Annotated in this window: 17 protein-coding genes; 11 read left to right on the top strand and 6 right to left on the bottom strand. The window is 45.5% G+C overall.

Annotated elements, in window-relative coordinates; genetic code table 11:
• The 4 genes from IM792_RS17945 to IM792_RS17930 form a co-directional block, all read right to left on the bottom strand.
• Positions 1–1,221 (bottom strand): outer membrane beta-barrel protein, encoded by a 1,221-nt coding sequence (locus IM792_RS17945; protein WP_194103285.1) that lies wholly within the window; start codon positions 1,219–1,221, stop codon positions 1–3.
• Positions 1,221–1,862 carry an RNA polymerase sigma factor gene (locus tag IM792_RS17940; RefSeq protein ID WP_194103284.1) on the bottom strand — a complete coding sequence of 214 codons (642 nt, stop codon included), beginning with the start codon at positions 1,860–1,862 and terminating at the stop codon, positions 1,221–1,223. The genes IM792_RS17945 and IM792_RS17940 overlap by 1 nt, the downstream gene beginning before the upstream one ends.
• Before the next feature lie 177 nt (positions 1,863–2,039).
• Positions 2,040–2,774, bottom strand: a complete 735-nt coding sequence (locus tag IM792_RS17935) for an NIPSNAP family protein (RefSeq protein ID WP_228085246.1) — start codon at positions 2,772–2,774, stop codon at positions 2,040–2,042.
• An 87-nt stretch (positions 2,775–2,861) separates the two neighbouring features.
• Entirely contained in the window at positions 2,862–3,152 is a 291-nt protein-coding gene (locus tag IM792_RS17930; RefSeq protein WP_194103282.1) for a YciI family protein, read from the bottom strand.
• A gap of 103 nt (positions 3,153–3,255) precedes the next feature.
• Between IM792_RS17930 and IM792_RS17925 the strand changes: the two genes are divergently transcribed.
• The 3 genes from IM792_RS17925 to IM792_RS17915 all read left to right on the top strand — a co-directional run bounded on the left by IM792_RS17925 (position 3,256) and on the right by IM792_RS17915 (position 5,724).
• On the top strand, positions 3,256–3,789 hold the full coding sequence (locus IM792_RS17925; protein WP_194103281.1) for an RNA methyltransferase: 534 nt from the start codon (positions 3,256–3,258) through the stop codon (positions 3,787–3,789).
• On the top strand, positions 3,786–4,445 hold the full coding sequence (locus IM792_RS17920) for a YdeI/OmpD-associated family protein (RefSeq protein WP_194103280.1): 660 nt from the start codon (positions 3,786–3,788) through the stop codon (positions 4,443–4,445). Before IM792_RS17925 ends, IM792_RS17920 begins: the two co-directional genes overlap by 4 nt.
• A gap of 109 nt (positions 4,446–4,554) precedes the next feature.
• Positions 4,555–5,724, top strand: coding sequence for an MFS transporter (locus IM792_RS17915; RefSeq protein WP_194103279.1), 1,170 nt, complete (start codon positions 4,555–4,557; stop codon positions 5,722–5,724).
• 347 nt (positions 5,725–6,071) lie between these two features.
• On the opposite strand, the gene IM792_RS17910 is transcribed toward IM792_RS17915, so the two are convergent.
• Together IM792_RS17910 and gltB are read right to left on the bottom strand one after the other, a co-directional pair.
• The gene (locus IM792_RS17910; protein ID WP_194103278.1) at positions 6,072–7,556 is read right to left on the bottom strand and encodes a glutamate synthase subunit beta; all 1,485 of its coding nucleotides are present in this window, start codon (positions 7,554–7,556) and stop codon (positions 6,072–6,074) included.
• A gap of 7 nt (positions 7,557–7,563) precedes the next feature.
• Positions 7,564–12,087, bottom strand: coding sequence for a glutamate synthase large subunit (gene gltB / locus IM792_RS17905; protein WP_194103277.1), 4,524 nt, complete (start codon positions 12,085–12,087; stop codon positions 7,564–7,566).
• 343 nt (positions 12,088–12,430) lie between these two features.
• Here gltB and IM792_RS17900 point away from each other — a divergent pair, with 343 nt between their 5' ends.
• The 8 genes from IM792_RS17900 to hisB all read left to right on the top strand — a co-directional run bounded on the left by IM792_RS17900 (position 12,431) and on the right by hisB (position 21,135).
• Positions 12,431–12,922, top strand: coding sequence for an HAD family hydrolase (locus tag IM792_RS17900; protein ID WP_194103276.1), 492 nt, complete (start codon positions 12,431–12,433; stop codon positions 12,920–12,922).
• Between the two features lie 16 nt (positions 12,923–12,938).
• On the top strand, positions 12,939–14,444 hold the full coding sequence (locus tag IM792_RS17895; RefSeq protein ID WP_194103275.1) for a hypothetical protein: 1,506 nt from the start codon (positions 12,939–12,941) through the stop codon (positions 14,442–14,444).
• A gap of 56 nt (positions 14,445–14,500) precedes the next feature.
• Positions 14,501–15,370, top strand: a complete 870-nt coding sequence (locus IM792_RS17890) for a hypothetical protein (RefSeq protein WP_194103274.1) — start codon at positions 14,501–14,503, stop codon at positions 15,368–15,370.
• A gap of 19 nt (positions 15,371–15,389) precedes the next feature.
• Positions 15,390–16,334 (top strand): FimB/Mfa2 family fimbrial subunit, encoded by a 945-nt coding sequence (locus tag IM792_RS17885; protein WP_194103273.1) that lies wholly within the window; start codon positions 15,390–15,392, stop codon positions 16,332–16,334.
• Between the two features lie 273 nt (positions 16,335–16,607).
• Positions 16,608–17,459: an ATP phosphoribosyltransferase gene (hisG, locus tag IM792_RS17880; protein ID WP_194103272.1), complete on the top strand. Its 852-nt coding sequence runs from the start codon at positions 16,608–16,610 to the stop codon at positions 17,457–17,459.
• A gap of 94 nt (positions 17,460–17,553) precedes the next feature.
• Positions 17,554–18,843: a histidinol dehydrogenase gene (gene hisD / locus IM792_RS17875; protein ID WP_194103271.1), complete on the top strand. Its 1,290-nt coding sequence runs from the start codon at positions 17,554–17,556 to the stop codon at positions 18,841–18,843.
• 104 nt (positions 18,844–18,947) lie between these two features.
• Entirely contained in the window at positions 18,948–20,018 is a 1,071-nt protein-coding gene (hisC, locus tag IM792_RS17870) for a histidinol-phosphate transaminase (RefSeq protein WP_194103270.1), read from the top strand.
• On the top strand, positions 19,990–21,135 hold the full coding sequence (gene hisB, locus IM792_RS17865; protein ID WP_228085244.1) for a bifunctional histidinol-phosphatase/imidazoleglycerol-phosphate dehydratase HisB: 1,146 nt from the start codon (positions 19,990–19,992) through the stop codon (positions 21,133–21,135). The genes hisC and hisB overlap by 29 nt, the downstream gene beginning before the upstream one ends.
• Positions 21,136–21,156 lie beyond the last annotated feature (21 nt).

The following is a 21,156-nucleotide window of genomic DNA, read 5'->3' as shown; positions in this document are numbered from 1 at the left end:
TCATGGGCTGATGTTCCATGTTAATCCGGCTGCTATACCGAGGCTTTGCAAACGCACCTGGCTGTACCCAATATCAGTTAGCGGCAGCTTCATGAATGGCTGTATCGCTATACCCGCCTTTTGGTTGAGTTGCCGGTGATAAGTAGCCTGTAGGTTAAGCACACCCAGTATATGTTTATTTTGGTTTGATACACTGTATGATTGCGGCCCGCTGTAATTACCCGTGTAGCTGAAACTATATTTTTCGTTCAGCATAAACCATGATGACAAGCCCGCGCCCACACTCAAACTATTCTGTTTTTTGCTATAGAATTTATAGTCGACATTGAGGGGTATATCCAGTACCCGGCAATCGGCCATAACACTGTTCGGGTCAACCGCGAAACGGTACATGGTGTGGTAGTTGCTAAAGCTGGTGGCGTATGGTTTATATGAGTACGCCGCGCCTGTACTCACTGTAAACTTACTGCCCAGTTTCATGCTGAACATCACCCCGGCGTTCATGCCCATCTTACCCTCACCAAACGAACCAACGCCATTAACATCAGGCGCGGCAAGCACGCTAACCGCAAACACCGGCCGTTTGCTTGTTTTTTGCGGCTTTGAACGCGCGCCTGTTTCTTTATTATCCACCGCCGCAGTATCCATATCCACCTTTTGCGAGGCTATTACATCGGCCTGCTTGGTGGTTATATCGCTATTGGTGGTATCTATCATTTTATTGCTGTTATCTGCTTTTACAGATGCTATGCTTTCTACCTGGCTGTTGTTAGTCGGTTTTACACCGGTATCTATGCCTTTAATTTTATCAACCAATAAAGGAATAGCTGCCGGACCTGAACTTTTGCTTCGTTGTATTGTTCCTTCTGTAGTACCCCCACGTACAGTTGGCCCGGCTATGCTATCTCCATTAACCTCAACCAACGGCTTATCGTTCTTCTTCACTATCTCCTGCTCCGGCTTTATCTGTTTGGCCCTGGCTGTGGTTTGTTCTTGTTTTATATAATTATTGGGCATCAGCCACCATACACCTAACGCTATCAGCAACAAGGCCGCTATGCCACCCGCAACACGCATCCACATCACCAACGGCCGGCGACGGCGCCTGTCAAGCATATCCTCCATCATGCCCCAATCCTGCTCACGAAATTCTATTTCATCATGGTTGTGCATGGCGTTACTGAAAAACTCATCCAATTTTTTATCCTTCTCCTGATCCATCACCTTAAAAAATTGTTAATTATATAGTTCTGGTTCAAGTGTATTCCGTTCATAGCTACTATGGGCGTAAATTGTATGCCTCCACCATTGTAATTGCCGTTATCATTCCTGTCTGCCGCCAAAATCATCAACTTAAGCTTTTGCCTGGCTTTGTGCAGGTTTGATTTTGATGCCCCCGTGCTAATGGCCAGCATATCGGCAATTTCCTCGTGGGTATAGCCCTCAATGGCAAACAGGTTAAACACCAGGCGGTAGGCGCGTGGCAACCGCTGTATCATACTTAGCAGATCGTTATAGTTCAATCGCTTATCGGCCATGTCAACATCGCTCACGTTCTCGGCCTTATCCAGCTCCTCAACCACGGCCATACGTGCCGCGGCGCGGTAATGGTCAATAGCGGTATTGGTCATGATCTTGCCCAGCCATATCTTGAAGGGGCGGTTCTCGTCATAATTTTTCAGGTACTTAAACACCTTAAAAAATCCCTGATTCATGATACCCGCGGCCTCATCCCTATCATTGGCATAGCGCAAACAGATAGCCATAGCATAGCCATAGTACAATTTGTACAGCTCCTTTTGGCTTTGCCGGTTTTGCCGTATGCAGCCTTCAATCAGCTCCTGTAAGTTTCTTTCTGCCATATAGATCGGGGGCCGGTCCTGATTTTATTACTATAAATATCGCATATTAAACTATCTGCTTTGAGGTATAAACCTGTTTACCTCAACTTATTTATCAGCAATTACGCCCGGTTGCTGGTAAGGGTTGCCTGCGTGCAGAAATATTTTCTAATATTTTTCAGAAAAGGGTATATCTCACTAAAAATCAGAATATTCAACCGGTCGCAAAAACACGATCTCGTTGCGCGAAACATTGTTTTTATACTGTTCCTTTGCCGATAGCACTTTCCAAACCGGGTCGGTATTGAAAGCCTGCCAGTGTTTATCGCGCTCATCGCGGTTGTTAAAGGTGGTCATATACATCAGGTTAGGCATGCGCCCGCCCGATAGTACCTGCGAGTAGAAAACGGCATTAAAGCCAAGCCTTTTAAACAGCGATATTTCGTCGCCGGTGTTGAACATATCTACCTTGTTCAAGTGATATTTTTCGGTAGCGCTTTCGTAACTGCGCAACTCATAAATACGCTCGGCCTTTGGAGATTTTAGTGAGGGAACATCGGCATTGGGCATACCCGAAAAGGCTTTCAGCAAAATATTCTCGATACGGGTATAGGGCGAGCCATTGAACGCGGCGTTGATATAGGCCCCGCCATCAGCAATATATTTTTGATCGGCAGCCAGGCGGTGGTCAATTTCTTCCAGCTTGCTCAGCTTTTTCATGGGGATGAATACATAAACCTTTCTATCGGCAGTATCATCGGGCAGGGTGGCAAATACACCCACCTTTTTTATTCCATACCGATGCAGGGCGGGCACGTAGGCTTGCTGCAAGTAAGCGTTCAACTGCTCAAACTGCGCCTGGGTTTTGTAATGATATACCTTTAGCTGATAATAACTCCCATCCTTGGCCAATGCTGTGATAGTTATTGCCATTAAAGCCATGGCCATTGCTACGGCTCTTAAATTCTTAAAAGTGATCATTACAAAAAAAGCTTAAAATTATTCAGGTTGATACAGTGGTTATACGTTGGCTACTTTAAATGGCTTTACTTCAATCTTATCCCAAACGCCGCCGGTAACGTAGGGGTCGTTATTTTTCCATTGCTCCAGTTGCTCGTCGGTTTCAAACTGTACTATCATGGTTGAACCGATCATCTGCCCGGCATCATTAAGCATGGCACCGCCCACAATAAAATTGCCCGCTGCCTTTAGCCGCTTTACCACTTCCAGGTGCCTGGGGCGCACATCAAGCCTGCGTTGCAGGGCTTCGGTATCGGTATGGTCAAACGCGGTGAGGAGGTACTGTTTCATGGCTTTATATTTTGGTGCAATGTAAATATGTTTAGGCTGATGTGCAAGTGAGCGTACGCTGCTGCCTTTTTGTATATACTGCCCTGTTTTAATACCTTTGGCCATGCGCAAATTAAAGCTTGATGAGCTGAACCGGGCAACGGTTGATGAATTTAAAGAACAGGACAAACTACCCGTAGCCGTGGTGTTAGATAACGTGAGGAGCATGCACAATATCGGCTCCATCTTTCGTACCTCTGACGGGTTCGCGGTTCAAAAAATAGCGCTGTGTGGCATTACGGCCTGCCCTCCGCATCGCGAAATTGAAAAAACCGCCCTGGGCGCTACCACATCAATGGATTGGGAATATTACAAAACCCCGCTCGAAGCTGTTGAGCAACTACGTACCGAGGGATATAAAATAATAGCCATTGAGCAGGCCGAAAAAAGCCTGATGCTGGATACTTACGCTCCTCAGTCTAACGAAAAATACGCCCTCATATTCGGCAACGAAGTTAACGGTGTGAGCGATGAGGTGATGCAACATATTGATGCCTGTATTGAGATACCGCAATTTGGCACCAAGCACTCGTTTAACATAGTGGTATCGGCAGGTATTGTGTTGTGGGATTTTTTCAGCAAACTCAACAAAGCATGATCAGCGCATTAGCCAAGAAACTACAGATGAAAGCCGGGCAGCATTGGCTGTTACTTAATGCTCCCGAAGGTTATTACACCCTGCTTGAACCTCATGACGATGTAACCATCAGCACTGCTATTTATGACCAGTTTGATGGAATCCAGTTTTTTGTGACCAATGCTAATGAGCTTGATGCTACCATATCATCACTAAAAAGCATACTAAAACCTGATACCATACTTTGGGTAATATACCCCAAAAAGAACAGCGGCATTGCCACCGATCTGGAGATGATGGGCAGTTGGGATGTAATGACCCAACACGGCCTGCGCCCGGTAACGTCGGCAGCTATTGATAAAACGTGGACCACCCTGCGCTTTAAGCCGGAGGATCTGGTCAAAAAATCAGACTCGCGCAACGAGGCCATCCAGCAAAACGATTACGGCCAATACATCAATACCGAACAAAAAACAGTGACGCTGCCGCCTGATGTGCTCGAAGCGCTAAGTGATCATCCTACGGCTATTAGCTATTTTGAGCAGCTGGCCTACAGCCACAAAAAGGAATATGTGGTTTGGATATTGAGCGCCAAACAGGAAAAAACCCGCCATACCCGCATCGAAAAGATGGTGCAAATGCTGCTCAGCAATAAAAAGAATCCGAGCGATAAGTAAGTCAAGGCTTTAGCGCATCAGCGTTTCGTCAATTTAATATTCCATAAAACACTAAGTGTATTAATTACACTCTGAAAAACAGTAGCTTTGCATCATTATTTTAATGCTGATGACTGATACTGCTGTAATTACCCCCGCTCCGCAAAAAACCGTATCGCGCCTGGCGCACCGTGTGGCCGTAAGCTCATTGTTTTTTACACAGGGCTTGTGCTTTGCAAGCTGGGCATCGCGCATACCAACATTTCAGCAAAAGTTTCAACTTAACGAGGCCGAAATAGGCGGCCTATTATTAGCCCTCCCCGCCGGATTGATGGTTGCCCTCCCCTTTTCGGGATGGTTTACGGCTAAGTTTGGTAGTCGTGTAGTGGTACTGGCGGCTACGGTTATATATGCGTTAACGCTTGTTGTTATCGGGCTTTCGCCATCGGTTTACGCACTGTTAGCCGGTTTGTTCGTATTCGGTTTTAGCGGCAATATGGTAAACATAGCGGTGAACACGCAGGCCGTGCAGGTTGAAGCATTGTACAGCAAGCCTATCATGGCATCGTTTCATGGTTTGTGGAGTTTGGCTGGATTTACCGGTGCGTCCATAGGCACCATGATGATCGGCTTTGAGCTGATACCATTTTGGCATTATGTAATTATTACCGTGGCTGTGCTTATAATTACCGCCATTGTTTCGGGATATGTAATTAAGGATAAAGGCAGTGTTTCGGCAGATCAACCAGTGTTTGCCAAGCCTGATAAGGCGTTGATGCTGTTGGGTGTGATAGCCTTCTCGGGCCTGATGTGTGAGGGTGCTATGGTTGACTGGGGCGGCATCTACTTTAAAGAAATTGTACACGCCAAAAAAGCCTGGATAGGTGCGGGTTACACCGCCTACATGTGTACCATGGCCGGTGGCCGCTTTGTAGCCGACTGGTTTACCGCCCGTTTCGGCATGAAGAAAATGTCGCAACTAAGCGGCGCGCTGATAGCCGCTGGCTTACTGTTATCGGTAATACTCCCTTATTTATATACCGCCATAGCTGGCTTTTTTATAGTGGGCTTTGGGGTATCATCCATCATCCCGCTGGTATACGGCGAGGCCGGTAAATCAACCACCATGTCGGCCGGGGTGGCATTAGGGGCGGTATCAACAGTGGGTTTCTTAGGCTTCCTGTTAGGCCCTCCCATCATAGGTTTCGCGGCTGCTGCAACTAATTTAAGGGTATCGTACACTATTATAGCCGTAATGGGATTGACGGTTACTTTGTTGTCGTCAAAATTGAAGCAGTAAAACGAGTTCTTTAATAAAACCATGTCATTTCGAACGAGGTACGAGAAGAAATCTGTCGTTGGGTTACAAACGCAGACAGATTTCTCGCTATCGCTCGAAATGACAAGATTTGAAGATAGAGCCTCGCTCAAATAAAAACCCTGTCATTTCGACGTAGGAGAAATCTGCACACGTTCATAGCAAAGCGACAGACTTCTCCTACGTCGAAATGACATGGGGGAGGGAAAAGTTAGAGCTTCCATTCAACAAAAAAGCCGGACGTACAAACCGCCCGGCTAAACTTAATATTCTTTTAAAAGGCATTAGTCGATCAAATTGACAGCTGACCATTCACCAATGCCCACTGACTAATAAGCCTGTTCAAACTCGTTAACGCCGTCTTTGCTTTCCAATATAGAGTGACCCATCAGGAATTCATCTACCTTGCGGGCAGCTTCACGGCCTTCGGATATTGCCCATACTACCAGCGATTGGCCACGGCGCATATCGCCTGCGGCAAATACTTTGCCTACGTTGGTACGGTAAACACCTTCGGCGGCTTTAACGTTCTTGCGTTCGTCAAGCTCAACGCTCAGGGTTTCAAGGGCACCCTCAAATTGCGGATGCACAAAGCCCATAGCCAGGAATACTCGCTGACAAGGCAACTCGCGCTCGGTACCGGCAACCTCGGTAAACTTAACCGGGCGACCTAAAAAGTCAACTTCCCACTCAAGGTCAACCACTTTTACGGCGCGCAGGTTACCATTCTCGTCACCCAAAAACTCTTTGGTGTTGATGCTCCAGTAACGGTCGGCACCTTCCTCGTGCGAGCTGGTGATCTTTAACACTGCCGGGCCAGGGAAACTTGGCCAAGGCGTGCTGCTTGGGCGCGAATCGGCAGGCTTAAACATTACCTCAAATTGCTTAACTGAACTTGCACCCTGGCGGTTTGATGTACCCACACAGTCTGATCCGGTATCGCCACCACCAATAACAATTACATCCTTATCGGTAGCTAAAATATCTTCGATAGTGAACGGGCTATCGCCAACACGTTTGTTTTGTTGTTTTAAAAAGTCCATAGCGAAGTGGATGCCCTTCAACTCACGACCCGGAATTTTCAGATCGCGCGGAATGGTTGAACCACCTGCTAATACCACGGCGTCAAAACTGCGTACAATTTCATCGGCGGCAATATCCTTACCTACCTCGGTGTTGTATTTAAACACTACGCCATCATCTTCCATCACCTTTACACGACGGTCAATCACCCATTTCTCTAACTTAAAATCAGGGATACCGTAACGTAATAAACCACCGGCACGGTCGTCGCGCTCAAAAACGGTTACGCTGTGGCCGGCCTTTGTTAACTGGGCAGCGGCAGCCAAACCCGCAGGGCCTGAACCTACAACCGCTACAGTTTTACCTGTTTTGATCAACGGCGCTGTTGGCTTAACCAGGTTTTTTGAGTAAGCTATCTCGATGATGTGCTTCTCGATCTCCTCAATGGCTACGGCCGGTTTGTTGATACCTAACACGCAGGCCGACTCGCACGGAGCCGGGCAAATGCGCCCTGTAAACTCCGGAAAGTTATTGGTTGATGAAAGTATGTTATATGCCTCGTTCCAGTTTTTGCGGTAAACCGCATCGTTAAACTCCGGAATGATGTTACCCAGCGGGCAGCCTGAATGGCAAAACGGTATACCGCAATTCATACAGCGTGCCGATTGCTGGTTCAGCTTTTCATCGCTATACAATCCTACAAACTCGTTATAATTCTTAACACGTTCGGCAACGGGTGTTTTAGCGGGAAGCTCTCTGTTAAATTCCTGAAATCCTGTTGGTTTTCCCATCGTATAATTATGCTGTAGTTTGATATTGTGATTGTTCGATAACTTTTTTGTACTCTTTTGGATAAACCTTTACAAACTGGGTTGATACCTCGTTCCAGTTATCCAATAATCCTTGTGCCAGCTTGCTGCCGGTTAACTGTATGTGCTTGCGCAGCAGGGTCAGTATTTCTTCCTCGTCGGTAACTGATAGCGGGTCAAGGTCAACCATTTCGGTGTTGCAATTCTCGGCAAAGGTATTGTCCGGGTTGTATACCCAAGCCAAACCGCCGCTCATGCCCGCCGCGAAGTTGCGGCCGGTTTTACCTAATATTAGCGCGCGGCCACCGGTCATGTACTCACAACCGTGATCGCCGGTACCCTCAACTACCGTGGTAGCACCTGAGTTACGTACCGCGAAACGCTCGCCTGCCATACCGCCCACAAACAACTCGCCCGATGTTGCACCATACAAGGCCACGTTGCCTATAATGATATTATCCGACGGTTTAAAGGTGGCGTTAGCAGCCGGATAGATAGCCAGTTGCGCGCCCGAAAGGCCTTTACCTACATAGTCATTAGCCTCACCTTCCAGCTCGAACGATACACCTTTGGTAGCGAACGCGCCGAAGCTTTGCCCTGCCGAACCTTTGAACTTAAAGTTGATGGTATTGGCAGGTAAACCGGCCGAACCGTATTTCTTTGATATTTCGTTTGATAACACGGTACCAATGGTACGGTCAACGTTAACTACATTGAATGAAGCGTAAACCGGGGTTTTATCTTCTAAGGCAGGTTTTGCCGCTTCAAGCAATTTCCAGTCGATGATGTTGCTCATGCCGTGATCCTGGCTCTCGCTGTTGTACAAGGTAGCCCCTTTGGCATTAGTTACCGGGTGTAATATGCCAGACAGATCGATAGTGCGGGCTTTCCAGCTCTTAACATTATCTTTTACTTTCAGGAATTGTACACGGCCAACCATTTCGTTAACGGTACGGAAACCTAACTCGGCCATTACCTCGCGGAACTCCTGTACCAGGAATTTGAACAGGTTAACCACATGGTCGGCATCACCCGAGAACAGCTTGCGCAGTTCAGGATCTTGCGTGGCCACACCTACAGGGCAGGTATTCAGGTGACATTTACGCATCATGATACAGCCGCCTGCAACCAAAGCAGCGGTAGCAACGCCCCACTCCTCGGCACCTAATAAGGTAGCAATAGCAATATCACGACCGGTTTTTAACTGACCATCGGCCTGTAAAACCACACGGCTGCGCAGTTTGTTGCGTACCAGTGTTTGGTGTGCTTCGCTCAGGCCAAGCTCCCAAGGTAAACCTGCATGCTTTATAGAGCTTATTGGCGATGCACCTGTACCACCATCATAACCGGCAATCAAAATAACATCGGCATGGGCTTTAGCCACACCCGCGGCTATAGTACCTACACCTGCTTTTGACACCAGCTTAACGTTGATACGCGCGGCACGGTTAGCATTCTTTAAATCGAATATCAGCTGCGCCAAATCCTCGATAGAATAAATATCGTGGTGCGGCGGCGGCGATATCAAACCTACACCCGGTGTAGAGTGACGGGTTCTGGCTATCCAGTCGTCAACCTTATGGCCGGGTAGCTGGCCACCCTCGCCCGGTTTAGCGCCCTGCGCCATTTTTATCTGTAACTCATCAGCATTGGTAAGGTAGTTTGAGGTTACCCCGAAACGTGCTGATGCTATTTGTTTAATTGCTGAACGCATTGAGTCGCCGTTTGGCAGTTTCTCAAAACGCATTTCGTCCTCGCCGCCCTCGCCGGTGTTGCTTTTGCCGCCTATGCGGTTCATGGCAATAGCCAGCGTGCTGTGCGCCTCGTGCGAAATTGAACCGAATGACATGGCACCGGTAGCAAAACGCTTCAGGATGCTTTCGGCCGATTCAACCTCATCAATACTGATCGGTTCGCGGTGGTGGGCAAAATCAAACAAACCACGGATGGTGTAGTGTTTTTCGCCCTGCTCGTTAATCAGCTTTGAGTAGTTTTTATAAACCTCGTAGTTGTTGGTACGGGTAGCGTGCTGCAACAGGTGTACGGTTTGCGGGTTAAACAAGTGCGCCTCGCCCCTGCGTTTCCACTGGTAAATACCACCTTCGGGCAATAAGTGGGCATCGTCCTCTTTATTGATGTTGAAACCTGCACGATGCTTGGTAAGCGATTCGCGGGCTATTTCATCCAAACCTAAACCACCTATACGGCTAACTGCGCCAACAAAGTAGTTATCAACCACATCCTGGTTTATACCCAGTATTTCAAACACCTGCGAGCCGTGGTATGATTGCAGTGTAGATATACCCATTTTTGAGAATATCTTTAACAAGCCATCGTTAACCGACTTAACGTAGTTTTTTTGCAGCTGACGCAGATCAAGGCTGGTTTCCATGCTACCACTCTCCAACATGGTTTCGATGGTTGACAGCGCCAGGTAAGGGTTGATAGCCGTAGCACCGAATGCCAATAAACAAGCAAAGTGATGTACTTCCCAAACGTCGCCGCTTTCAACTACAATACCCACCGCGCCACGACGACCTTTTTTGATAAGGTGGTGATGCACGGCTGATACGGCCAGCAGTGATGGTATAGGGGCGTGTTCTGAGTCCACCGCGCGATCTGAAAGGATCAATACCTCGAAGCCATCATCAACGGCATCCTCGGCATAACGGCAAAGCCTTGCTATACCTTTTTCAAGCGAACCCGGCAGGCCATCAGCCTTAAAGTAGGTTTGCAGTGTTTTAGCGTGGAACAGGCCGGTATCAATACTACGCAGTTTTTCTAACTGGTGGTTCTTTAATATCGGGTGCTTAAGCATTACGCAATGGCAATGCATTTTATCCTCATCAAGCAAGTTACCATTGTTACCAATAAAGGTAGCCAGGCTCATTACCAAACGCTCACGTATCGGGTCGATAGGAGGATTGGTTACCTGCGCGAAAAATTGCTTAAAGTAGCTCGACAGGTGCTGAGGCTTATCAGACAAGATAGCCAACGGCACATCGGTACCCATTGAACCTATCGGCTCTTTGCCATCCAGCGCCATTGATTTGATGATCAGATCAGTATCCTCACGGCTGTAACCAAATACCTTTTGGTAACGGTAAACCGAATCGGCACTTAATGAGGCGAATGCCAAACGGGGCTCGGTAAGCTCGTTAAGGCGAATTTTATAGTTCTCCAGCCAACGGCCATAAGGCTGGCGCGAGGCTATTTCGTGTTTAATTTCTTCGTCGGTAATGATCTTACCCTGCTCGGTATCGATCAGGAACATTTTACCCGGCTGTAAACGGCCTTTTTTAACTACGGTGCTTTCGTCAATGATCAATACACCGGCTTCTGAACCTGCAATAACGCGGCCATCACTGGTGATAGCGTAGCGCAGCGGGCGCAGGCCATTACGATCTAACACGGCACCTACCAGTTTACCATCGGTAAAGCTGATGGCGGCAGGGCCATCCCAAGGCTCCATCAGGGTAGCATGATACTCGTAGAATGCTTTTTTGATCGGGTCCATCTGCTCGTTACCATCCCATGCTTCAGGTATCAGCATCATCATTACGTGTGGTAATGAACGGCCGGTATGCACCAATATCTCGATGATGTTATCCAGACAAGCCGAATCAGACTGGTTATTATCAATAACCGGCAACAGCATCTCCATCTCCTCATTAGTAAAGTATGATGATGCCAGCGATTGCAGGCCTGAGTAAAACCAGTTAAGGTTACCTGTCAGGGTGTTGATCTCGCCATTGTGCGCTATCAGGCGGAATGGCTGGGCCAGTTTCCACGATGGGAAAGTATTGGTTGAGAAACGTGAGTGTATCAAGGCAAAACCTGATGACACACGCGGATCAGAAAGATCAGAGAAATACTTACGCAACTGGTAAGTAGTTAGCTGGCCTTTATAGATAATGGTTTTAGCAGAGAACGATGTAAAATAAAAGCTCTCGGCAGCCTTCGGAAACTGCTCGGTAACCGATTTATTAATATAACGGCGCAACACATACAGCTTGCGCTCAAAATCGTCAATATTTAAAATATGGTGAGGCTTGGCAACAAATATCTGCTCGCTATCAGGCTCTACACTGCGGGCAGTTTCGCCAATAACGCTATTATCGGTACTAAGCTTACGGTAACCCAGCTTATGCAGGCCAAGCTTCTCAACAGCCTTATCAATAATGGTGCGGCAGGCCTTTTTCAGCGTTGAGTCCTTCGGGAAAAATATCATCCCCACACCGTACTCACCCGGTTCAGGCAGGCTGATCTCGAGATTTGAGCACTCCTCCATTAATAATTCATGTGGCAGCTGTATTAATATACCAGCACCATCGCCCGATTCCGGATCGCATCCGCAGGCGCCGCGGTGCTCCATATTTTCAAGCATGGTAAGCGCGTCGCTTACAATTCTATGCTCCTTATGGCCGTTTATATTAGTAATAAATCCGGTTCCGCACGAGTCATGTTCAAATTCAGGCCTGTAAAGGCCCTGGTGGCTATCAGTTTGATTCATAATAAAAATTAAACCGTTTCAATTAGGGTGTAATTACGAAGATAATTAAATTGACAAAGACTTAAAATTAGCTCATTATTTTTGCGACTTTCTTAATATAGCTAACATTATCCATCAATTATTTAATATAATTTTAACAAAAAGTATTATTTATTACATATTTACATGAAATTAGAATCGTTCTAAAATCAGAATTTTATTTTGAAAACTGGATAAGGATAATATAGAATTCCGATTTACTCTATCTACACGCAGGATTATTGCGATAAGTGAGTTTTTCGCTTTTGCTTTATTGGGTCAGTTAAAATTTTAGAATTGCTAATTTTGCAAAAAAATCAAACAAATGCAAGAAAAGAACAAAGCAGTATTCCTTGACCGCGACGGTGTACTTAACCAGGAAATGGGCGACTATGTACGCCGCTTAGAGGATTTCCATGTATTGAACAATTTTGAGGCACTTAAAACCTTACAGGATAAAGGCTACCTGCTTATAGTTGCCACCAACCAGGGCGGCCTGGCCAAAGGCTGGTATACCGAGGATGAGCTGGCCAAAATGCACCAGCACCTGCGCGAAGTTTACCACGAGCACGGCGTTGAGTTTACCGATTTTTACTATTGCCCGCATCACCCCGAGTTTACCGGCGACTGCGATTGCCGCAAACCAAAACCGGGCATGCTGCTAAAAGGCATCGAAAAATATAATATCGACCCATCAAGATCATACTTTATTGGCGACCGCGAACGCGACGTTGAGGCAGGTACTTTGGCCGGCGTTACCGGTATATTAATAGATAGCGACCAGCCGATCAGTTCGGTATTGGGTTTGATAGATTAATTACTATATATAATACATGCACCTAACCCGCTATCTTAAACATTTCGATACTTTACTATTCGCCATAGCGGGTTATTTTGTTGTTCACTTTTTTACAAACTATAGCGGAGTCGGCATATCGCCCGACTCCATTATGTATGCCAGCACTGCCAAAAGTATTTATAAACATGGCAACCTCACTACTTTTAACGGCAGCCCCCTCACCTTTTTCCCTGCTTTTTATCCGGCGGTATTAAGCATCAGTTTTTTATTCGGGCTAAACGCGGTAACTGCCGGGCCGGTAATTAATGGCTTGCTGTTTGCCGGAGTTGTTTTATTAAGCGGCTATTGCATCAGCAAGTTCAAAACACCATCGGTAATTTACAAATGGTTGGTGCTTGCCTCCATATTACTGAGCCCTTCACTGCTGGAGATATACAGTTATTTATGGTCAGAAACCTTATTCATCTTCCTGACCATACTTTTTATACCCGCATTTAAGAGTTATTTAAATACACCTGATTTCAAATCGTTATTAATTGCCGCGCTGATAGCAGGACTATGCTGCATAACCCGTTACGCAGGCATCACGGTTGTAGCAACAGGCGGCCTGCTTATACTTGCCGATGCAAGGCTCGCTATAAAAAAACGACTGACGAACGCCCTGATTTTCGGTTTTACCGGCATTTTGCCTTTGGTGATCAACCTGCTGGTTAATTATCTGTCATCAGGCCTATCAACCGGTACCCGAAAGCCATCAGTAACCTCATTCGGCGAAAACCTGCATTACTTTGGCGTAGTAATATGCGATTGGCTGGGTTTAACGGAGGCCGCCCATCCGTACGGGGCAATTTTAAGTGCCATTATATTAATAGCATTAATCGTGGTAATAATTTGGCGTACACTTAGTAAGGAAATCAACAGGTACGAAAGCATATTTACCACGTTTGCTGTTGTTTATGCTGTATTTATATTGCTGATAGCCACCTTTTCGAGATTTGAGCAATTAAACTCGCGGTTATTATCGCCCATGTATATTTATATGCTGATAGCTTGTACCGGCTGGGTACCGGGCCTTATATCGACCATCAGGATGAATAATAGAAAATGGGTAGCGGTTGCAGCAGTAATCGTTATGGCAGGCTTTCTGTATAACCTCACCGTTATCGACCTGAAACGTTACGATGATGAATTTGAATACGGTGTACCGGGTTACAGCGACGATGACTGGAACACCTCGCCCTTCATTAGCTTCCTAAAAACGAATAAACATATCTATAAACCCGACATCCCCATATATTCGGATGCCGACGAAGCTGTTTACTTTTTTACAGGCGGACATGCCAAACTGGTGCCGCATAAGTTTTTCGTGGCGGATGTAGCCAAATTCAATAAGCAAAAACAGTTCTACCTGGTATGGTTTAATGCCATGGCCAGCCCCGAACTTATCGGCTTAGCTGAAATTGAAAAGAATTTTACCGTAAAGGCCCTTCATAGTTTTGATGAGGGTACGGTTTATATGATCACCAAACGGATAAATTAAAAATAAACTATTAGTTATTAATGCGATAACTATATTTGTTTCAAATCTTACCAGAGATGAAACGAACCTTTTACCTTTTTGCATTGATAGGACTTGCTGTGATCTCTTGTAAAAAAGAGAAAAAGTCTACCCCTGCCCCCGATAACGAAGCAAAAACTTATGCGGTAAATTTTAATGTAGGCATTGACATAAGCAGTGTTAATACGCTAAGCACCGTAACCCAAAAAACACGCAATAATGCTTCTGTTGACCTATCGAGCGTAGCAAAATTTTTAGCATATTACATTTACAATAGCGAGAACACCTTGGTAGCCCAAGTGGTACAAGATAGTACCACAACCCGTTTTGGCACCATAAGCCAGGAGTTAAGTAATGGCACCTATACAATTATAGTTTTTGCAACCAAAACTGCGCCCGATCAGTTTGATCAAACAAAAGTTAAGGCTATTGGTAAAGAGATTTTTTATGCTAAATATCCATTTACAGTTTCGAGCACCGATGTTACAAAAAATTTGGATTTGAAACGCGTAAACGGCCAATTACAGGTAGTAATAACCGACGCTATTCCGCAAAGCGTAGCTTCTATAAGTTATCAAATTAATAATGACCGGGAGTTTATGTTGTCTACAGGTTTACCCAATGTGCAATCACCATATCAGCACTATCACAAAAAAGATGTAACCAACTATTACGGAACAAATAATTACACTTTCAAAACCTTTGTTACCAATACTATAAGTCCGGTTAGTGTAATAATTACTGTTTACAATGATGCCAGTACACCGGTAAAAACAGTTACTATTGATAGCGTTGTGATACAACCTAATACCCGTACCATTTTATCGGGCAACTTATTTAGTGATGCCCAGCATAGCTTTGGTATTACCTATGGTGATTACAGCGATACTACGATAGTTGATTTTTAAACCTTGTCCTTTAAAAAAAATGAAAAAGATAATAATCGGCTTATGTGTGACATCTTTAATTGCATCGGGCTGTAAAAGAGAAAACAAACCCGGCCCGGAAACAACCGATGGCAAGAAATACAATATATCATTCAATGTAACGGGCTTTACCCAGCAGCATCAAAATCTATCTGCAAATGCGGTTGACGATTCATTGATATATGTGAAAGAAAGCGAACCCCAAGTTAAAGTACTATCTGTGCGTGTATATAATGACCAGGGTACATTGGTTAATATTAAGGGCTCTGCAGATTACCAAAGTGATTTCGGCAACCTATCAATGGAATTAAGTTCGGGAAATTATACCGCCTACTTTTTTGGCGCTATAAATGATGATATTCGCGGGCTTGAGCCCAGGGATGCTTCGTACACTACCCAAAGCGAAGTTATTGATGATGGCACAACCGGGCTTTTCTTTTATCAGAACACGGGCTCGATCATTCAGTTCAGGCGCGAATCATTTTTCAATAAACTTGATTTTACAGTTTCCGCAACAAGTGGCTTAACACATCCGGTACAAATTCAACGTATTGTTGCCAAGGTGATTGTTCAGGTTGAGGATGCTATACCCGCTAATCTCAAATCTATTTCAGTTAATGTTGATTCGACGTACAAGGAATTTGCTTTTAAAGGAACTTATGAGCGAGAGAAAAATGGAACTTTAACCATCTATCAAATCCCTGCTTCGTTGTATCAAAAGAAGGGGCGAAAATTCGCTTTTTATACTTTGGTTGATCCTAATAGCCTGAACAAAGTATCTATTACCTGCACCTTTAACGGCACAAATAACACAACCGTAAAAACAATCGAAAATGTACCGCTAAACCCCAATGCCATCACCATACTATCCGGAAATTTATTTGGCGGTACAGGTTTAAAGGTTGACACAGCTTGGAACAGCGAAGTGATATATAAATCTTTCTGAAAAAAGACATTTAAAGCCATTCAAAGCCCTGCCTTTTGCGGCAGGGCTTTTTCATTTTTCTTAAAAATTCACATATAATTTTGATTTAATTATCAACTGCATATATTTGCAGCACTTCAAAATCTATAGTATTACTATATATTTAAAAAATGAACGGTTACAAACTACATCATCTTCATCTGCATCATCGCCATCATGGCGATATAAGATAATGTATGTTTCTACGCGAAATAACAGCACCCCCGTTTATTTATTTACCCTTAATTTTATTTTGTGAAAACACTAAAAATAGCGATCCAAAAATCGGGTCGACTAAATGAAAAGTCTGTTGAGCTGCTTAAAAATTGTGGTCTTAACTTTGAAAATTATAAAAGCTCATTGATATCGCCGGTATCAAACTTCCCGTTAGAGATACTCTTTTTGCGCGATGATGATATTCCCGAATACGTACAGGATGGCATTGCCGACCTGGGTATTGTAGGCGAAAACGTTATTGAAGAAACCGAGGTTGAAGTTGCTTACCTGCAACGTTTAGGCTTTGGTAAATGTTCGCTTAAGATTGCCATCCCGAACAATAGCGAGATCGGCAGTTTGGCTTCACTAAATGGCAAGGCCATAGCTACCACCTACCCTGTTATACTTAACAAGTATCTGCAAAACAATAACATACAGGCTGACATCCGCACCATTTCCGGCTCGGTTGAAATTTCGCCGGGTTTAGGTTTGAGCGATGCTATATGTGATTTGGTATCAACCGGCGGCACGCTAAAAAGTAATGGCTTAAAACCATTTGCTGATGTAATGAGCAGCGAAGCGGTATTGATCGGCCGTAAGGGCGAAGAAAATGGCGACCTGATACAGGAGCTGATACAACGCGTACAATCGGTACTGCGCGCTAAGGAAACCAAGTACGTGGTATTGAACGCGCCAAAAGCTAATCTGGAGGCTATCACGGCATTATTACCGGGCGTAAAAAGCCCATCGGTAGTAGCCCTTGCCGAAAGCGACTGGGTAGCCGTGCACACCGTAATACCCGAACGCGATTTTTGGGACCGCATAAGCCAGCTTAAACAAGCCGGAGCCCAGGGCATAGTGGTATTGCCTATTGAGAAGATAATAATTTGAGCCCCCCTGCCCCCTAAAGGGGGAGCAAAACAGGATACGGCATGTTTAATACTTTAGGACGTAACACCCCTTTAGGGGGTTTGGGGGAGAGGTAATGAAGACTTACAACTATTCAGATTTAACGAAACAGGATATAGTCCGGCTGATACAACGCAATGTTGACCCGGCTAATGAGATCCGCGCCATTGTTGAGGAGGTTATTGCCAACGTACAACAGCATGGCGACCGTGCCTTGCTTGATTACGCCAACCGATTTGACAAGGTGGAGCTTGATAAACTATACCTCGATAAACACGAACTGGAGGAGATAGCCGCCACCGTATTGCCCGAGCAAAAGGCTGCGTTGGACGTTGCCTATCAAAACATCTACAAGTTTCACCAATCGCAATTAAAAACTGAGGACAAGGTTGAAACCATGCCCGGCGTTACCTGCTGGCGCGAGTTAAGGCCGATAGAAAAGGTTGGCCTGTATATTCCCGGTGGATCGGCCGTGTTGCCAAGTACCTTTTTGATGCTTGGTATACCCGCTAAAATTGCCGGTTGCCATGAGCTGATCGTATGTTCGCCACCGCAAAAAAACGGCAAGGTAAATGCCTTCATTGCCTATGTGGCTTTGATGCTGGGTATCGACAGGATATTTCTGGCAGGTGGCTCCCAGGCTATCGCGGCGATGGCTTACGGTACCGAAAGTATCAATAAAGTTGAAAAGATATTTGGTCCTGGAAATCAATTTGTTACCAAGGCAAAAACCATAATACAATCAACCACTACAACAGCTATTGATATGCCCGCCGGACCATCAGAAGTTTTGGTGATAGCCGATGAAACCTCCAACCCGAAATTCATCGCCGCCGACCTTTTGGCGCAGGCTGAGCATGGTATCGATAGCCAGGCGGTGTTGGTTTGCACATCCGGCGAAATAGCCGCGGCAGCAGCCGATGAAGTGGAGAAACAGTTAGCCGTACTGCCACGTGCTGAGATAGCCCGCCAGGCTATTGATCACTCATACATCGTAGTAACCGGCAGCCTTGGCGAAGCCATGAATTTCAGCAACCAATACGCGCCGGAGCACCTGATATTAGCCACCGAAAAGTGGCAGCAAATAACAAGCAGCATCATCAACGCTGGTTCGGTATTTCTGGGCAACCTTACTCCTGAAAGCGCTGGCGATTATGCATCAGGCACCAACCATACGCTACCCACAAGTAGCTATGCCAAAGCCTATTCGGGTGTTTCAGTTGATTCTTTTGTTAAGAAGATAACATTCCAGCATATCACGGCTGATGGTCTGCAAAACATTGGCCCTTCGGTACAAACTTTGGCTGAACTGGAAGGCTTGCATGCGCACGCTAATGCGGTTGGTGTGAGGTATGCTGATAAGTAATAAATAAAACCAATCCGTCATTGCGAGGCACGAAGCAATCCTCGATTTACATGCTTCAAGAGATTGCTTCATACCTCGCAATGACGGGATGAAAAAAAATAACGATGTTCGATATAAATAAAATACTTCGTCCTAATATAAAAAAGCTGGTACCTTATTCGTCCGCGCGTGATGAGTTCAAAGGAGAGGCCAGCGTGTATCTGGATGCTAACGAGAACGCCTTTGGCTCTCCGTTGGATACTGCCTATAACCGCTACCCTGATCCGTTGCAATACAAGGTAAAAAAGCGCCTGAGCGAGATAAAGGGCGTACCACCACGCAACATATTTTTAGGCAATGGTAGCGATGAGGCTATCGATGTGCTGTTCCGCAGCTTTTGTAACCCGGGAGTTGACAATGTGATATTGGTACCGCCCACCTACGGTATGTACGAGGTATCGGCCAACATCAATGATATTGAAACCCGTAAGGTGTTGCTTACCGAGGATTACCAGCTAAACCTTGAAGGCATTGCCGAGGCTATTGATGAGCATACTAAAATGATATTCATTTGCTCGCCAAACAACCCTACCGGCAACTCCATTAACCGCGAGGATGTGGAAACCCTGCTGACCAACTTTAAAGGCCTGGTGGTGGTTGACGAGGCTTATATCAACTTTAGTCGCCAAAAAACTTTTATACAGGAGTTGACTGAATACGCTAACCTGGTAGTATTGCAAACCCTATCGAAAGCATGGGGCTTAGCCGGGTTGCGTGTGGGTATGGCCTTTGCCAGCGAGGAGATCATCGAGGTGTTAAACAAGGTAAAGCCTCCTTACAATGTTAATGAGGCATCGCAGCAATTAGCGCTCGAAGCTTTAGGCAATATTGAAACTGTAAACAACTGGATAAAAGAAACTTTAACTCAACGGGATAAACTTGTACTTCAACTAAAAAACTTTGACTTTGTGCTGGATATTTATCCATCCGACGCTAACTTTATTTTGGTGAAGACAACCGGTGCCAAGGATATTTATAACCATTTGGTACAGCAGGGCATCATCATTCGCGACCGCTCAAAGGTGGAGCTTTGCGAGGGTTGCCTGCGCATAACCATTGGCACACCTGCCGAAAATGAATTATTGATCAACGCTTTAAAAATTATAAATGAGCCTGAAAAAAGTACTTTTTATTGATCGCGACGGCACCCTGATCAAGGAGCCTGCCGATGAGCAGATCGACTCGTTTGCCAAGCTGGAGTTTTACCCCGGCGCGCTGCAATGGCTACCAAAGATCGCTCAACTGGGTTTTGAACTGGTAATGGTTACCAATCAGGATGGGTTGGGAACCTCATCGCACCCCGAAGCAAATTTTTACCCGGTACACGATTTCATTTTAAAGACATTTGAGAACGAAGGCGTAACATTCGACGCCATATTTATCGATCGCACCTTCGCCCGCGATAATGCACCAACCCGTAAACCGGGCACGGCTTTACTTACGCAATACCTCAATACCGAGGAGTATGATATGCCGGGTTCATTCGTTATTGGCGACCGTAAAAATGATGTATTACTTGCTAAAAACCTGGGCGCTAAGGCTATTTGGTTAAACAATGACTCTAACCTTGGAGGAGCCGAATTTGATACCGACAAATGGCCTGAAAGTATCAAGGAAAGCATCGCTATTGAAAGCACCGATTGGAAGGATATTTACGAATACCTGAAACTCGGTCAGCGTGTGGTTGAACACCGCCGCACTACCAAGGAAACCGATATCTACATCAAACTAAACCTTGATGGTACAGGCGAGGGCAAGATATCAACCGGTTTGCATTTTTTTGACCACATGCTTGATCAGATAGCCCGCCACGGTAGCGTTGATCTGGAAGTGGTAGCCAAAGGCGACCTGCATATCGACGAGCATCACACCGTTGAAGATACCGGTATTGCCCTGGGCGAAGTTTTTGCTGAGGCTTTGGGCAATAAAAAAGGAATTGAGCGTTATGGTTTTTGCCTCCCTATGGATGATTGTCTGGCACAGGCCGCTATTGACTTTGGCGGCCGTAACTGGATAGTTTGGGAGGCTGATTTTAAACGCGAAAAAGTTGGCGACGTCCCTACCGAAATGTTCTACCATTTCTTCAAATCGTTTAGTGATGCCGCTAAGTGCAACCTCAATATAAAAGCCGAGGGCGTAAACGAACATCATAAAATTGAAGCTATATTTAAAGCCTTTGCCAAAGCCATAAAAATGGCCGTAAAGCGCGATGTTGATAAAATGGTTTTACCAAGCACTAAGGGGGTGATGTAGTAAGGCCCCCTAACCCCCTAA

The sequence above is a fragment of the Mucilaginibacter sp. JRF genome, from assembly GCF_015223065.1.
Lineage (GTDB): Bacteria > Bacteroidota > Bacteroidia > Sphingobacteriales > Sphingobacteriaceae > Mucilaginibacter.
Note: the sequence above shows the minus strand (reverse complement) of the source record. Positions and strands in the feature narration are given on the sequence as shown.